General features: G+C 53.0%; 15 protein-coding genes. 3 read left to right on the plus strand and 12 right to left on the minus strand.

The features are described 5' to 3' along the window. Positions 1–108: 108 nt before the first annotated feature. A complete protein-coding gene (locus tag CAF79_RS01750) occupies positions 109–1209 on the minus strand; it encodes an XRE family transcriptional regulator (RefSeq protein WP_085696153.1) in 1101 nt (366 codons plus the stop codon). Then, the gene (locus CAF79_RS01755) at positions 1202–1819 is read right to left on the minus strand and encodes a hypothetical protein (RefSeq protein WP_085696154.1); all 618 of its coding nucleotides are present in this window, start codon (positions 1817–1819) and stop codon (positions 1202–1204) included. Before CAF79_RS01755 ends, CAF79_RS01750 begins: the two co-directional genes overlap by 8 nt. A 487-nt stretch (positions 1820–2306) precedes the next feature. On the opposite strand from CAF79_RS01755, the gene CAF79_RS01760 reads away from it, so the two are divergent. Next, on the plus strand, positions 2307–3611 hold the full coding sequence (locus tag CAF79_RS01760; RefSeq protein ID WP_170929681.1) for an SIR2 family protein: 1305 nt from the start codon (positions 2307–2309) through the stop codon (positions 3609–3611). Beyond that, complete coding sequence (locus CAF79_RS01765) at positions 3608–5329, plus strand: ATP-binding protein (RefSeq protein ID WP_085696155.1); 1722 nt, start codon at positions 3608–3610, stop codon at positions 5327–5329. Before CAF79_RS01760 ends, CAF79_RS01765 begins: the two co-directional genes overlap by 4 nt. Before the next feature lie 352 nt (positions 5330–5681). Here the strand turns inward: CAF79_RS01765 and CAF79_RS01775 are convergent, their stop codons facing one another. The 5 genes from CAF79_RS01775 to CAF79_RS01795 all read right to left on the minus strand — a co-directional run bounded on the left by CAF79_RS01775 (position 5682) and on the right by CAF79_RS01795 (position 9056). Next, positions 5682–6173: a hypothetical protein gene (locus CAF79_RS01775; protein WP_085696157.1), complete on the minus strand. Its 492-nt coding sequence runs from the start codon at positions 6171–6173 to the stop codon at positions 5682–5684. Positions 6174–6615: 442 nt separating this feature from the next. Continuing rightward, positions 6616–7251, minus strand: a complete 636-nt coding sequence (locus tag CAF79_RS01780; protein ID WP_085696158.1) for an HAD family hydrolase — start codon at positions 7249–7251, stop codon at positions 6616–6618. A 53-nt stretch (positions 7252–7304) separates the two neighbouring features. Further along, positions 7305–7802: a hypothetical protein gene (locus CAF79_RS01785; protein ID WP_085696159.1), complete on the minus strand. Its 498-nt coding sequence runs from the start codon at positions 7800–7802 to the stop codon at positions 7305–7307. 196 nt (positions 7803–7998) lie between these two features. Then, on the minus strand, positions 7999–8322 hold the full coding sequence (locus CAF79_RS01790) for a hypothetical protein (RefSeq protein ID WP_085696160.1): 324 nt from the start codon (positions 8320–8322) through the stop codon (positions 7999–8001). Then, positions 8322–9056, minus strand: a complete 735-nt coding sequence (locus CAF79_RS01795; RefSeq protein ID WP_085696161.1) for a metallophosphoesterase — start codon at positions 9054–9056, stop codon at positions 8322–8324. Before CAF79_RS01795 ends, CAF79_RS01790 begins: the two co-directional genes overlap by 1 nt. A 317-nt stretch (positions 9057–9373) precedes the next feature. On the opposite strand from CAF79_RS01795, the gene CAF79_RS01800 reads away from it, so the two are divergent. Further along, on the plus strand, positions 9374–9751 hold the full coding sequence (locus CAF79_RS01800; RefSeq protein WP_230065314.1) for a helix-turn-helix domain-containing protein: 378 nt from the start codon (positions 9374–9376) through the stop codon (positions 9749–9751). Between the two features lie 164 nt (positions 9752–9915). Here the strand turns inward: CAF79_RS01800 and CAF79_RS01805 are convergent, their stop codons facing one another. From CAF79_RS01805 to CAF79_RS01825, 5 genes are all read right to left on the minus strand, one after another. Beyond that, positions 9916–10332 (minus strand): DNA binding protein, encoded by a 417-nt coding sequence (locus tag CAF79_RS01805; protein ID WP_085696163.1) that lies wholly within the window; start codon positions 10330–10332, stop codon positions 9916–9918. A 99-nt stretch (positions 10333–10431) separates the two neighbouring features. Continuing rightward, positions 10432–10818 (minus strand): hypothetical protein, encoded by a 387-nt coding sequence (locus CAF79_RS01810; protein ID WP_085696164.1) that lies wholly within the window; start codon positions 10816–10818, stop codon positions 10432–10434. Between the two features lie 227 nt (positions 10819–11045). After that, positions 11046–12752: a hypothetical protein gene (locus CAF79_RS01815; protein WP_085696165.1), complete on the minus strand. Its 1707-nt coding sequence runs from the start codon at positions 12750–12752 to the stop codon at positions 11046–11048. A gap of 266 nt (positions 12753–13018) precedes the next feature. Further along, positions 13019–14101, minus strand: coding sequence for a TniB family NTP-binding protein (locus CAF79_RS01820; RefSeq protein WP_085696166.1), 1083 nt, complete (start codon positions 14099–14101; stop codon positions 13019–13021). Further along, positions 14102–15916 carry a DDE-type integrase/transposase/recombinase gene (locus tag CAF79_RS01825; RefSeq protein WP_085696167.1) on the minus strand — a complete coding sequence of 605 codons (1815 nt, stop codon included), beginning with the start codon at positions 15914–15916 and terminating at the stop codon, positions 14102–14104. Positions 15917–15988 lie beyond the last annotated feature (72 nt).

Raw genomic sequence — 15988 nt, forward strand, 5'->3', positions numbered from 1 at the left:
ATGCGTGAATAGGTAAGCAAAAACGGGTGAACGCAGTCGGCGGGTTCTTCCGCCCCCACCCACAGCCATTTCGGAAATCGGCGCGCTGTCGTGGGCTGCAGCGCTGGACTATTTCACCAAGGCCAATGGTGCTGCGGGCACCCTAAGCATGAAGCGCTCCATGACCAGGGCATCTGTTAGCCCAGAGTTCTTCAGGATTGTTCTCCAGCTCGCATGATCAAGCAGATCTACCGCCCTCTGAACCAACGTCGGCGCTTCCATCTCGATCTGCTCGTCGAGTTCTTCCCGCTTGGTGAAGCCATTGCGGCTGAGATAGGTGAAACCCGACCGGGCTTGATCTTGAGTAATCAAATTGAGAGTCTGCGCACGATAGATAATCGCCTTAAAGCTGACTTTCCATCGCAGCTTGAGCGCCCCAAGCGACGTCCAGTTCAGGTACTGCCCACGCATGGATGGGAACTCACCACCGAAGCTCGCCCGTGGCATGAGCAGCGCGCTAGCGAACTGATTGGCCTGGGCCTCAGTCGTTCGGCAACCTGTTTCAATACCCTGGTGCATCACCAGATGACCAAGCTCATGGGCAATATCGAATCGATGCCGGCAAGGATTTTCTTTGGCAGTATTGCGCACGATCAGAGGGCGCTTGTTGAACAGGGAGAATGCATCTACACGATCATCCGCATCAGCAAGGCTCACCACCAAGACACCTGCCATCTCCGCCAACCGGGTAACATTGCCAATCGGGCCTATGCCTATGGAAAGCTCTCTACGAAAACCCTCAGCAGCCTTCTCAATGACGTCATCACTGGTAAGCGGCAACTCAAAGGGGTTGAAACCCACGGGAGGGAAATCCACTTCCTGCTCAAGCTCATTGACCAAAAGCTCAAAGAGCTCCACCTGGGAAGCAATGCTCTTTTTGATCGTCTGCGTCGACGATCGCAAGCTGCGAAAATGGCACTGTTCCAGTTCTACAGAACCTCGGCGCGGGCTCGACAAAAAGTCTTCCGTCACTCCTAAGGCCTTGGTCAGCACCTGGATCTGGGCGGGATTCGGAATGGAATTTATCTCTAGCTTGTGAGCGTACTGTCGGCTTACCCCGAGCAGATCGCCCAGCTCTGCAAGCGACAAGCCAGCAGCGCATCGAGCTAGCCTCAACTTGTCAGGTGAAAACTCAGCTTCAAAAGCAAGCTGTTGTGTTCTGTCATCCATCTACGGGTTCGTCATCGTCAGTGGCCTTTCTATCAATGTCTTTGCGCTTGCGCTGCACTTCTGCCTCCGGTACATCCACCGCAGCATGCTGCTCAGTCGCTCTGACCGACAGCATCGAGCGCTCGTCATGCTTCCACAGGCAAATCACATTGTGATTCACGTCGAAGCCGACGATAGCCACTTCAACCTTCGGAAATTCAGGGTCGTTGTTACTGGAGACGTAGACGCGCCATGTGCAAATCTCCGGCGACTTTTCGAATAGCGAAAGCTGATGCTGCTCAAGGGGGTTCGGCTTGATCCGGTAAGCCTTTTTGATGTCGAGCGGGTTATCGGTGACGATCTGCAGCAACACATTGTTCAATGAGACAGTGAAATCCAGCGTCGCGTTACGTAACTGCAGCCAAGGCATCGACTTGTCGGCAGCTAGCACCTGGCAAAGCCCTTGCTGCCTGCCGAACAGCATCGTGCCTCGCGTGTAATTGGTGTCATAAGGACTGCTGGAATCCTCCAGTGCGCTGTATGCCACATCAGCGACCTCCTGGCAGAAACGACCCACATACTCAGGCAGCAGCCTGGGCTCGAAATGACTCGGATGTTGTGTCACATGCATCAGGCCGCCTCTCCAAAAGTCTGCAAAACGGGAAAAGTGTCAACTCGAATTTTATGCAGATTTAAGGATATGTCAACCGAGAACGAGACTGGAGAATTTCAGTCACGAGAGGATTTGGTGGTTCATTACTCGATCTGAGGGTGCTGCGCATGACAGCATTAGCTGTGGTACTCATTCAAAAATCTCCGCTGTATTCACCATGTCGGAGCTCTGGTAAGCCGTACAAACTCGCTCGAACCATCGACAGCGCACCCTGCACCTCGACATATTGGTTTTACTTTCCGATAGCAGTGCAGCTCTCTTCCAGTCTCCGGCTAGGCGATGAGTCTTGTAACTATTTAACTAGGTTCAGCCTCCTACTCCACTACCGGCGCCATAACGCTGATGGCATTATGCCAAGACCGCATTGCCTATAGGTTTCATCACGCGCACTCGATTGGCCCATAGGACGCCATCGGGATACGCCACACCTTCAAGGATCGTGTTGATGTCCAACGAAAACGCCCCGCCAGCCGTCACCCCTTCTGAAGATGCCGTAGTACCCTCGCCCGCTGCTGACAAACCTGTGGAGCTTGATGCCAACCGTAAGGGCCTTCAGGCCTACCTGGCACCAGGGGCTTCTGATTGGGCGCCATTGAATGAACACGCCCACATCATCCTCAAGGGCGCTCCACCATCTGATCCAGCGAGGATCGTCTCCAACCGCACAGCTCTGTCGGACATGCTCGCTGCGGCATTGCAAGTTCCCAATCTCGGCTTCTTGGCAGGAAGTGGAACGTCTTTAGGGGCTCCAGGTGGGCCAAGCATGTGGGATCTGTGGAAGCGCTCGATGTGCACACCTGGCTCAGGGGATCCTACCGAAGCGGCAGCACGCGTGATGGATGTGGTGCACTACAAAGAAACCACCAATCCAAACATCGAGCATTTCCTTTCACAGTGCGACGCCTATCTCGCCTTCAACAAAGACGCGACTGTCGAAGAGTTCGTCAGCGAGGTCAAAGCAGTCATCCTGGACGCATGCTCTGCATTTCTGAGGGCCCCGACCGCCGATATTTCGGCATACAGGCAGTTGCTGCAGAAGCTGGCGAGACGACGAGTCCGAGATCCTCGCCTGAAGGTCTTCACCACAAACTATGACATGTGCTTTGAGACAGCAGCCTCCGACCTCGGCATGATGGCCATCGATGGTTTCTCCTACACCCGTAGGCGGCGGTTCGATGGCAAGCATTTTAGCTACGACATCGTCAGGCGAGAGGCGGAAGGTCATGAGTTCGCCGAAGGTGTGTTCCAGCTATTGAAGTTGCATGGATCAGTCAGCTGGAGCAGAGAGGAAAAGGACATCTACGAGGACACAGCGCCTACCCCTGCGAACGCGTGCCTCATCTACCCTGCCAAAGGCAAATACCAGCAGGCATTCCTGCAGCCTCACCTGGAGCTTCTGTCGCGCTACCTGGAATTTCTGCGTCAGCCTAACAGTTGCCTCATCGTGGCGGGCTTCGGCTTCAACGATGATCACCTCTCCGAGCCAATCTTTTCAGCGATCCAATCCAACCCGAGCCTGAAACTCATACTCTGCGATTTCCAATGCATCACGCACCTGCATAATCGGGGGTATCATGGCTCAAGCGACTATTGGGGCAGATTCCATGACCTCGCCAAGCGTGGCCTGGACATCCACTTCATCAGTGGCTCGTTCAGCGATCTGGTCAGCCACATTCCGCACCTGAGAACAGCCTCTCCCGCAGAGCAGTTGGCGAATGCCGTCAGACGCCTGGGGGGCCACAACGCATGAGTGCTCTCGACGGAATTCTTGCTAGCAATCTCAAAATTGGCGTGGTTTCGAGTGTGAGCGCCCACCTGGTAAAGACCAACCTGGCACATGCCGGCAACGTGAGCGGCCAGTACTTGGGACACAACCGGTACGGCAAAGGTGAAGTGGGCGAGCTCGTGCTCATTGAAGGCCAGCAAGCCGTGCTTCTCGGGCGCATAACCGAGGTGACACTGCCTGACAGGGATCGCTCGGAGATTTCCCAAGACTTTGCAGGCAGCCGCCAAATTGATGCGATCGGCTTCATACGCCTATTGGGCTCAGTAAACCCGCAATCATTGCGAGTCACAGCGGGAGTGAGCTCATACCCACGGCTTGGCGATCGGGTCTATTCCGCCCCTGGAGAGTTTATTTCCCAGATCCCTTTGTTGACTTCAACGGGGGTGGACGGTGCGCCACCTGAGGTAGCGTTGAACCTTGGTCACGTTGCCGGGGATGGCGGATTTCCTATTGCCGTCACTCCCGAAAAGATATTTGGACGGCACTGCGCAATCCTGGGCTCCACAGGCGGCGGCAAGAGCTGGACGACATCCAAGCTAATCGAGGAGTGTCGTCGTTTCTCAGCCAAAGTAGTACTGATCGATGCGACGGGCGAGTACCGCTCGCTCGTTGGCGATGACACGGTTCATTGCCACCTTGGCAGCCCTCTCCACCGGGCTGAAGGCTCTGTAGAAGTCGCGATTCCCCCGACTAGCTTCACCGAGTCCGACTTCATTGCCCTCTTCCAGCCATCAGGGAAGACGCAAGGGCCGAAGCTGAGGGAAGCGATCAAAAGCCTCCGACTCGTACATCTCGCACCTGACCTGTTCCCAAGGCACATCGTCTGGAAGGTAGACCAATCGAAAGAGGTCTATCGCGAGGCAATGAACAGAGACAACAACGCAAGCCTGGTAGGAAATCCAACCACGCCGTTCAACCCTCGCAAGCTGGTATCTCAGTTAGTGCAGGAGTGCTGCTACCCGACCGCTTTCAACGATCCAGAGCGTTTCGGGGGTGCGAGTAACGAGATTTCACATTGCTCATCCCTGATGACCCGCATCCTCGGCGTGATGGAATCGCCGTCGCTGGGCTGCGTCTTCAGTCCCGCTGCCGGCATTTCCAGTTTCGTAGATCAACTGGACAGTTTCATTCGTGGCGACAAGAAGCTGTTTAGGGTCTGCTTGAGCTCAATTGGATACGAGTTCAACGCCCGTGAGGTAGTGGCCAACGTTATCGGCAGACTTCTACTGCAGCGAGCCCGGGCTGAGGTTTTCAGGACGAGGCCGCTAATCACCATCCTAGACGAGGCCCATAATTTCCTAGGCAAAACCGTCGGTAACGAGGATGACCTACAGAATCTGGATGCTTTCGAACTGATCGCGAAGGAGGGTCGAAAATACGGGCTGAACATTTGCCTGGCGACCCAGCGACCACGCGATATAACCGAAGGCGTGCTCAGTCAGATGGGTACCCTGCTCGTCCACCGGCTTACGAACGACCGTGACCGCGAAGTCGTTGAACGAGCCTGCGGGGAGATCGATCGCTCCGCTGCAGCATTCCTGCCAAACCTAAAGCAGGGTGAGGTAGCGATGGTGGGTGTGGATTTCCCGATCCCGGTTACGATTCAAATCAGTCGACCAACCCAGCCTCCCATATCGGATGGGCCGAGCTTCCAGAGCAGCTGGGGATCACCGGGGCGCTGATTTGACGCGTATGAGGGTGGAGTCATTCGCTTCGGAGTAGAATGCCCCCACCGCAAAGGTGGGGGCCATGCTATCAGTGCTTGAACAGTCCGAGGATCAAGTTGGCAAGGCCAATCAAGATTTTCAGAATATCGAGCCACCGGGTGACCCACCACCTCTCAGGCGTTTCAGGCTTCTCAGGCTTCTCAGGCTTCTCAGGCTTCTCAGGGTTTGGGTTTGGTTTCGAAGGCGAAGCGAGTACCGCACGGCTCTGCTTGCCCGTATGCCGGCACTTGAAGCCGGCACAGCACTTTTTCTCAGGCACGAGTAATCTCCCAATCGAACAAGGAAAATGAAAAATTCGAAGGAAGAGTTAGCGAAGGCGGTGCTTGTAGCCGTTGAGCTCAGGGCCATCAGCGAACAGCGGAAGCTCCAGGAAGGAGCACCGAGAATAGGCAAAGAGGATAAGGAGCTTCGCCACGGTGGCCCGGGCAGATGCCAAAACTTCGAGCCAGTACTTAAACTCTTTTTGAAGAGCGGGCGTGAATCCGATAAGTAGGCAGTACGAGGCAATGAAGTCCAATGCCTTGCGCGCTTGCTCGACCTCATCCAATGCTTTGGTTAAAGCATTGATCAAGACAGAACCTAAAATCGTTTTCCCCGACCCAAAGCCACTGTGGATGATGATGGGTTCGCTATCTGCGGGTAAGCGATTTGCAATCCCATACTCAGCATCGCCTATGAAGACATTGTCCTGGTCTTTACTCTGCAGCTCAGCGGTGAACATGCCGAGCAGGATTTCAGCAATCTGCGCCTTCATCCTGATCGTTACGTTTGCGTGCTTCGTAGATGATTGATCGTCCATAAGGATTCTCTTATTTACCACTCAATCAACATAGCCACGTGGTTGAACACAAGCAACCCCCGTAGTGTGGCGGTGAAGGTTACGCGCATGAATTGAGGCCTCATAGACAGCATCAACCACAGCGCTACGTCATCCGGATGCTGACTCTAGATGCCCTATTCGCGCTGAGCGGCCCGCTGCGGGACAAGCCAGAGACGATCTGTTGGTTACCTGGCACAGGTAGGAGCACAAATGTACTCCAGTCGAGTTCGGGCACACAGACGACGATTCAAGCTTTGTCCACGGGTGCTTTCCCTCACAAGGCCGATCTCTGATGGCAGGGATTAAGCGAATGGCCGCTCCTCGTTCGTGAAGACGGCGAGTAGCTTCTGCAGGCCATGTCAGCCGCCTGGTGCTCTCACACTCGCTTCGGAGATCGAATGCGAAGGGCTGCCTATAGACATCAAGCTTTGCTGAGATTGATACCTGCAACGAATTCAAGCAGGTTACTGAAGCGCCCCGCTCCGCTTCGATCCAAATGATAACCTTCGAGACCAGCCGCCCTGGGCCCTTCAGCATCACAGCGTCTGGAATCTCCGATCATCATGACTTGAGACCCGTTCAACCCTGGCTCGCGACTGGGGACAACATCAAGCTGGGTGCAGATGTGTTGGTACATGGCCGCATCAGGTTTCATCAGACCTACCTCGGCACTGAGCGCATAGCCATCAAGCCCCGGCAGCAAATTTCTGACTACCGAGCAATAAGGGCCGCCCAAATTCGAGCACACACCGATTCTTACTTTTCGATTTCGCAGCAGCTCGATAGCTGGCAGCGCATCTTCAAAGGGTGTGATCGATTGAATTTCAACGTCGAGGGAACTCTGGAGCTCAGCGAGTTGAGCGGAGGACAGCTTGATTCCAAAAAAATCAGCAGCCTCCTGCAACCCACAGGCGTTGGTCATGATCCAGCGGATGTCATCGGGTGACGCCACGCGCCCTTGCTGTGAGCCTAGGCGCAGAAGCCGTCTATAGGGGCTCTGCCGGTTCCGAATCTCAAGAAGCGTACCGAAGGCATCGAAAATCACCCCATCTACCATCTGCCCCTCCTCAATGAATCAAGATAGCCTGGGCGATCACTGGCATTTAGCCGCTAGCCAACCACGATACCATGGCCTGCCAGCTCGTTTACTAGTGTTTTACGTCGAAGCATTTTGGGAATGGTGAAGATGCTTCTATATCCGTAAAAAAGACCCACCGGAACAAACAAAAGACCCAGTCCGTATGTCGCGGTTGCGATAATTAGCCCTGCAGGAACTGCTGCCAGAGTGAATACAATGCCTCTCAGCACACTAGACCTGGCAACAAGCTTCATGTGATCAAGGTCATACTCGACCTTGCCATCTGCCTTCTGGAACGCTACCAGAACGATGCTTTTCTTGCTCAGATGCTTGTAGTACCACGTTCTAGGCTTGTCCGTAACAATTGCCCCATGCCTTTTCAGGTAGTCCAGCATGCAAACTTCTTGGAAATAGAAGGTTTTCCCCTCACCGTCTTCGCACCGAACTTGGCTGTAGAGCGTATCAATGTCAGCCGTATTTTTAACATTGTAGTTCTTGATAGTAAGTTCAATTTTCTTCAGATCAGACATGCATTTTCCTTAGTGCATTTAATCTTGAGGCTGCTGGTAGCTAAGGCCATGTGAATACCTGCGCACACGAAGCCCTCCAGCGGCTTGTGTAAGCTGGAGATAAAGCTGTAATTCCGAAATGTTCGCCGCGCCTGGCCGACTAATACAGTTTGAAAGCACCCTCAGACTGACTGGTGAATCAACCCAAGCCAAATGCTCAGCACGGTTCGCTGAGCTCGCTGGCGATCACGTAATGGTCTTTCCCACTAAGACTGCGCATCAGCTTGAACCCCGCCCTTGTCTCAACCAGCACGAGCGGAGGAGTAGCAACGGTCATTCCATTCGAGCTCACGTTTGACTGATCGCTGTAAACGAGCGCGGCGTAGCTCTGCCCTACTCTCGCAGCGTTGATGAGGTAGGCGTCGACCATCACCCCCCAATCTATTCCCTGCGCTTGAATGACCTCTGAGGGAAGATCCCACTTGAGCTCTAGCGGGTCGACGGCGTGGTCGAAAAAGTGCGTCATCGCCGGATTGGCCATTAGATTTGGATCTCGAAGTAAGGGTCAAAACCGGTGTTCTCTCCAGGGTAGCCACGAGGGTTTGAGATCACCCGGCAGCCAGCAAACTCAACATCTGTAGCCTCATGCGTGTGACCGAACACCCACACATTGGCCTCCTCAATTAGGTGCGGCCAGTCGTTGGTGTACGCTGCAGTAAGATGCCCTTCATGCTGCTCACCAAACACAGCTGAGGATGGTGAGTGATGTGTCACCACTACCGTTTTGCCGCCAAACGGTCGAGCAAGCTCTTGGGTGAGCCAGTCCTTGGCGATGTGGTTGCGGGTAATCAGGTCGTCCGTTCGAAGTCGCCTATAGTGGGAGTCACACCGAATGTACTTAAAGTCGTTCATGCACTGCCTAGCGGCACTGCTAGCCGCGACCCAGTTCCCTGTTGAAGTGAAGTCAGTCCATGCTGTGCTGCCGAGGATTCTGACATCCCCCAGAATCAGCGATTCGTTTTCCAGAACATGCACGTGGCCGGCCGCGGCGTCCTTCATTTTCTGCAAGGTGCGATCAAGGTGCCCGTCGTAATATTCGTGATTCCCTGTGACGTACACGACCTGGCAGCCGAAAGTCTCATTGGCCCATTGCACGCCCCTGGCCTTTTTGTTGATGTCGCCAGCGAGGATTACCAGGTCAACCCCAGCATCGAGGGGCGGCGGGTCGAAACGCTGGAACTCGGCGTGGAGGTCTGAGTAGATTCTGATTCTCAAAACGCTGACCTTGAGGGTTTAGCTATAAATTGACGCAGACTGGGTTACAGAGCGCACGCGTGCCGGGACTGCCGGCGCAATGGAGCGGAAGCATCCCAGCCTTCACTTCCTCGATCAGAACAGCGTACCAAGCGTGCCTTACAGTTCATTTCGCAGCACTATATTGCATGGAGTCGAACCGCGCAATATGGCTTTATCCTCGGCTTTGGGTATTCCAAATGTCGTTGAGAGAACCGCTGGCCGCCGTCTTGAGGCTGACACGTACCGCCCGGAATCTGTCCCAGGAGGACTTTCATGGCAGGGTTGAGGCGCGTCAGATGAACAACATCGAGCGCGCGAAGAGCAACCCTACTCTGTCCTCGCTCGAAGACATCGCCATCGCGTTGGACGTCGATCTTGTAGCGCTCGTGGCCGTGGCCAGCGCTCATGACCGCAGCCAGACCCCTAAGGAATTTTTGAAAGACCTGGCCGGCGAGATCACCAAGCTTGAAAAGCTCGGAGTTCTGGATAAGCTCGACGGGGAGTTCACCGACGGTAAACTGCAATCAGTGCATGGTCGCGTTCGGTCAGGCGCCGCCAATCGAGCTGCGGTGCTTCAGTGCAAGGCTGAGGGGAAGACGCAGAAGGAGACTGCGGAGCTGCTGGGGCTTGCGAAGTCGACGGTGAGCGTGCTGTGGAAGGAGCCGAAGATCTAATTTTCGCAGTGGTAACCTCATTGAAGTTAACCTGATTGGGAAAGTAAGACACCTCAATAGGTGGGGAGCCTTCTCATGAGCATAAACGTAGGATCGAGCCAGAACAGATTGACGGAGGTTAACTTAGGGCGGCTCAAAAAAATTTTATTCAAGGGAAAGTATTTTTAGCTCACCCTCCACTGCTCAACGGCGTCCACTCCATACTCCTCCTGCCAACGCTTCAGCACCTTATTTTTGGAACTTCGTAGGGAAATGGTCTCTCCGGTATGTGGGTTACGATATCTCTTCTCTTTCCGAGTTACCGTTTTCACAGCGGTGTTAACTTTTGATCCCGACTCAGCCGCAGCGCCATTCGCACCCCTGACTCTGCTAAATGGTGGATACTGAGTAGATGGTTGCTGCCCACTCAAAATTTTACGAATATCCTCTAGAGAATAATCGTAAGCCGTGAGCAAATGGGTAACTTCGCTGAGGAATAAGTATTTATATCCATCCTGGAGAGCAAGCGCAGATCCGTCCATGACTTCCTTAAGCCCTTCAAGGTATTCTTTGGTTTTAGGGCGTAAAATCACAGATGCCACTCGACTCTCCTTAAATACCCATTGCAATATTGACTCGAAATCTGCCCTGGAGATGTCCCGAGCACTGGGCAATACTCGGATCCAGATGCTAATAACATACTAAGCACTCTCCTCTATTGGTAGGCCGTGCTTGGCCAGTCCAGAGTCCAATGCTTTACGTAATGCGGCTTGCCCTATTTCACTGGTGCACGCAAACTTGAATAGATCTTCAAGCGAATTGGATAGGGACTCTGAAACCTGCTTTTGCCGAGCATCCCAGTGCTCATCCGAAATTTGAGCTCCATCACTGAATATTATTTCACGCGCCTCTTCAGCACTGAATCCGTATCTATCAGCAATCGCATAGAACTTCTCAAAAAAATCCCTTGCTCTCGTAGACTCAATGCGCTCCCGGAGGCAGTCCAGTTCCTGGCTTTGCTGTGCAAGCTTATGCTTTGCCTCGGCCAACTCTCGCTCCAAATCCTTACGATTCAATAGCTTAGTCATGGCTGTCCAACCTCGTCACCCTACACTACGAGGTCAGTATAGCTGACCTTTTTTTCTCAATAAAGGCCTAAAGACACCATTAAAACAGTGCAATCCGGGCTATAAACTCCCTTAACCCACACTGGTTGATAAAGTTAAGTTCTTGACACCTCCTACTCAACGCCGCCAACCCAATTAATAAAGCCCAAAAAGTACTCGCACGATTAGCATGTCAGAATTGCATAGAATTATCGATGGTCTGGTTCGTAGCTAAAGATCCAACCTACCTGTCGCAAATCATAGAAACACAGGTCTCGCTGCGCTGCGTATTTGATCCCAGCCCAGTGCTCAGAAAGGAACATTGTAGTTGCTGCGAATGAAATCTCAGAGCGGCACGTCGGGAAGTCGGCCCTGCCAGCCCCCATAACACTTTGAAGAAAGGTCGCTTCGGCCTGGCTAACCACGCCGTAAGCTATACCAATGAGGAGGTAGGCTGTCAGGGTCTGTCGAGGGCTGGCACTTAAGTAGAAGCCATGGATATCACCTAAGCCTCGATCACAGGCATAGAACACATGAATCAAATCGCGCGAGTCGAAATAGGCTCTAGCAAACCCACCTTGCGAGCGTTTAGGTATGGGCTCATGGAGCAGAACATTCAGTAAAAACCGTGCTCCAGATGGAGATAAATCAGAAAAATGGCCTTTGAGCACCTGTTTTATCATCCAGCGCTGAACACGTAGTATTAATAGGCCTAATTTTCGCTCTTGTATCATCAGCCGCTCAGCAGAAGCGGTACCACTGACCAACCGACGTTTCAGTCTGAAAAATGGCGACTGGACGTACTCGCAAAAGGCATCCCAGGCTCTGAAAAATGGATCCGGCCTGGGATGCTGAAGCACGGAAAGAATCACGGGGATTTCATGCTTATCACATATACAGTATCCGTACTGGCGCCACTGCTTGCGCCACGAAGGAAGACGCCCACATGCCACATCGTCAGCCAGGCATTGAGGACAATACGTTAACAAGTAATGACGCGGAAAAACTCTGGTATCTCCAAGGCGGAACGTAGCGGCAAGATTTCCAATAGGGAGAAGTTGCGGTAAAACCTTGCCAGCAGCCACTAACTCCGATGCGCGATCTACGTCACCTCCCCCAATCATTTTGGCTGCTTGCCGGCAAGCATCGAGTTCTTTACCAGTTAACGACCATACCCTCTTGTTGAAGGTGTTTCGCATAAGCCACGAAGAGAAGGTTTCATCACAGATTGGGGTGCAAAAATTTTCAAACCCGGTTTGCCTAAGGGCCACAGAAGGATCTGTCAGGGCTGTACGTGGGCCTATCAAACACCGTATGTGCTGCATAGTGACGCCGACCAATCCGTCAGCAAGCTCATGCAGCTCCAATGGAAGGGATTCCGGTAGCTCAGAATGCCCTGTTAAGTGCTTCACAGTGTCATGGACGAACTCAGTATAAGACGGCCCAAAGGGCATCCTTTCGACTTGTATCCTCACATACAAGACACCCTCATTCTGCAGCCCTTCAGCTAGAACGTCTCCACACTGTGTGGTGGTACATAAGAAAACGAATTTCGAGATCCCTGAGGCGATGAAGCTAGCGATCCTAGTCACGGCAGGTGAAGCGTTGCGGTAAGGGCGACTCATATAGGACTGTACGTCGTTCACGACGGTCACCTGAATCTGCCTTAGCTTGAACGTGGCTCTGTAGATGGCCTCAATCTGACTCTTTTGGCCCGTCATGATCTGAGGTGGCAGGCCCAGTGCCTCCACTATCCCATCAATTAAAGTAGGAGATGACTGTGCAGGTACGTCAGGCAGCTCCAGCGTGTTAATGTCCTGTCTGCTGAGCCTTCGGGATAACTGGTGACTCAGCGCGCTCATACCGCAACCTGCATCACCAGAAAGCAGGATCACCTGAGTAAAACCTTCAATCACTGAGGCACCATCATTACCCTGATTTGAATCAGGTTCCTCCGAACGCGGTTCAGCGCGATGGCGTTTTGGGGTAATGGCGACGTCGGCACGCCCTGTCTCCGATTGTACAAGCGAACCTCGGACGATCTGGAGACACCGCTGAAGCACCGATTCATTACCAGAAGAACTGATCCACTTCGGAAATCGCCCCACCTCGCCTCCAAGCCCTCAATCTGGGGCAAATCGTGAGCTGACCTAGACCGGCATGCCGGTTTTAAAAAAGCTTGTCAGACCGCCTCCTCGTGGCCATTGGAATCCAGCTGGGTGGCCTCAGCAGAATATCCAGCATCTGCCGGAACGCTGTCATCTGGGCTTCCCTTGTTCTTTGATGATTTGGAGGCCCTATTACGCTTGGTCTTCGCTGGTTTGCCCCGGGGTTGCTTCGGGGCGGCCTGGGTACTCTCGGCTGGCCCACCTCCCGTCTCAGGCTCCAAAAAGGTGTCTTCCTCACTCAATTGGCCGAGAAGCTCTTTGTGCATCGACTCAAGCAGTTCAAGCGTGATGCACTCCTGACCGTTACGGATGGCCTCGACAGCGCACACTCTCAACAAATCGGTGATCGCCCTGGTATTTTTCCCCAACCTCACTACCGCAGCCATGAAAAGCACACTATCCACGATGGACTCTTTCTTAAGTGGTAAATGCCTGACGAACCCCGTAAGGAAATTCGCCAACACTTCACTGTCTGGCTTCCAGTCCTCAAAAGTCACTCTTCGTATCGTGAAGCGGCTAGTCAGCTGTGGATCCGGGCCGAGCACCTTGTACAGCGCCTTGATGCCAATCAAAATTACGGTGAGCACATAGTCCCCATTTGAAAATGACCTGAGCGCCGTTAGATTCGCAACGGCTCGCCGGGCGCTGACTGCACGCCCAATGTCGTGCGAGTCATCGAAAATCACCGCGATGATCCCTTTCTCACGGATCAAACGCCACGCTTCCATAACGTTATCGTAGGCCGCATAAGGGTTACGCGGCGTTTTGACTACTCCTAACGCCCTATGCAGGATGGCGCGTAGATCCATATCTTCCGCGTAGTTTGCTAAGTCGATATACAAGATTTTTCCATACGGAGAGTCTGAGAAAACATCTCTGAGTCTCTTACCCAACGTTGTCTTGCCGGCACCTGGAGGGCCCACGATGGCGAGTCCAATATTACTGTCTGAGCGCTCAGCGGCGATCAGGTCTGAAACCATGTTGTAGGTCTTGACGATTTCGGGCCTGACCATGAAAATTTTTCGACGGCACGCCTGGATACGCTCCTCGTCAGACTTGTCCATAAACACGCGGGCCGCGTCGCTGAGATGATTCATCTAGCTTTCCCCTTGCATAGCCGATGCACGCTTGGTGAAGTCGCGTTTCTGGTAGGTGCTAGGGGTCTTCAGAGGCCGCTCACTGCGGGAGTGATACTGCTGGTCGATGAGCCCCGCCTCCTGCGCCCGCCGGTGCTTCGCTTCGTTCCGCTCATGGCCTTCGTTGAGCATTTCCGTGGCTTTGATACCTTCGGGACTGAGATATCCAGGCTGATCAAGCAGCTTCTGCTCAAGCAGATATTCCGTCATGGTGCGCGGCAGTATGTCTTCATCAACGGCCACCAGTTCGATCCACTTGTCACTGGCAGGAAGGTACGCTCGGAGCGTTCGGATATTCAGGGCATCCGGTTTCACGAGAATTTTACGGCGAGTATGATCCTGAGCTTCGCCAATGTCGTATTGAATACCCCGATGCTCCACGTAACAGTTGGTGCAAGTAGCTGTACGCTCAGGCAGAATTTCAAGTGCAAAACGCTTCGGATTCAAGATCATTTCGGGCAACAGGATGCGACCGTTCGCGTCGGTGTAGTACTCGTTCCAGTTCCGCGCAGGGGACTTGCCTTTGTAGTTCGCGGTCTCATTGTATTGGCAAATCGCTTTCGTTAATTCGATAAGGAACTCCCTGTAGGTCATCACCGAATCTTTAGCAGGATCGAAGTCACGCGTCCGCTTGGGATGCGAGCAAGTAGTACCACGCTGCAGGTGGATGAATTTAGTGTTAAGAGAGCCGAACGTCCGCTCGACTTTACCGCCCGCTTGTTTCGATAGACGATACTTAACATCAATATCCCACTTGTCGCACGTCCGACGAAACGTCTTGGAGCGAAACTCCTTGGCATTGTCGGTGAAAATGACTTCTGGCTTTCCGTAGTAAGGATACGCCAGTCCTCCCAGCCCCAGTTCCTGCATGAATTCGGTCTTTGGCATTAAAGCATGCAGCAAGAGGTTTGATACAGTCCTGGAGCTCGGGGGGTCGAATGAAAGATGAAAACCCAGAATCACCCCTGTGCAGGTAGAGACAGCAAGTGAAAAGTATGGCCGCCCAATAGGCTTGCCATCTTTTTCCGAGCGTAAAAAAATATCCGCCAAGGTATGGTCAAGCTGCACCTCTTGTAGAGGGCGCGTCACTCGGCGATTTTTACGCCGAACGAATCTGTCATCAGCGGTGTTTTTTCCGTCGCGACGAGCAGTCCTGTCCTTAGGATCTATGAGCATTATCCGTTTGCGCATAGCGGATATCGAAGGGCAATGGATATTTCGCTTATGGCATTCAGGTTGTAGCTTCGAGTATAGATGGCTCAACGTCCAACCCACTAGTGCGTATTTGTTATAGCAAAAAATAATGGCGTCTTCTTGTTCTTCAGACAGCAAAGTACTGCCTTTCTTACGCCCCTTAAGATTGACGACCATGCTCTCGACGCCGAGCTCTTCATCAAATTGCTCAAGCAATGTGTAAAAAGTGCTTCGACCGATTTTCAGCTCAGCACAAACCTCTTCTCTCGTCTTCAACCTCCCATGTGCAAATTTTTTGAACGCATTGAACCGACTTTGCGCAAGAGCCCATTGCTCTTCAGAAACGGGGTTACTAGAGAGGTCATCATCGGCTTCTGCAGCCCGCTCTTTGACAATCTCTTGCAGTTTGAGCAAGTCATTTTTATTGATCTTTATTAGATTGTTGATATCTACATCCAGCTTGGCATCCGATTCGAGCGACCGAATCTTGACTCGGTGCCCGTCGCGGTCAAGAACTTCCTCGATTATGAATACACCGCAGTCTTGGTCTTTCAGGGTAACCCAGTCGCCTATCTGGAACATTTGAAAGTACCGCCGAGGAATGGATAGGTTTTCCAGTGCCTGACCTGGTGCAACTCTGAGCGACTAAGGTCT

Source organism: Pseudomonas sp. B26(2017), assembly GCF_002113045.1.
Lineage (GTDB): Bacteria > Pseudomonadota > Gammaproteobacteria > Pseudomonadales > Pseudomonadaceae > Aquipseudomonas.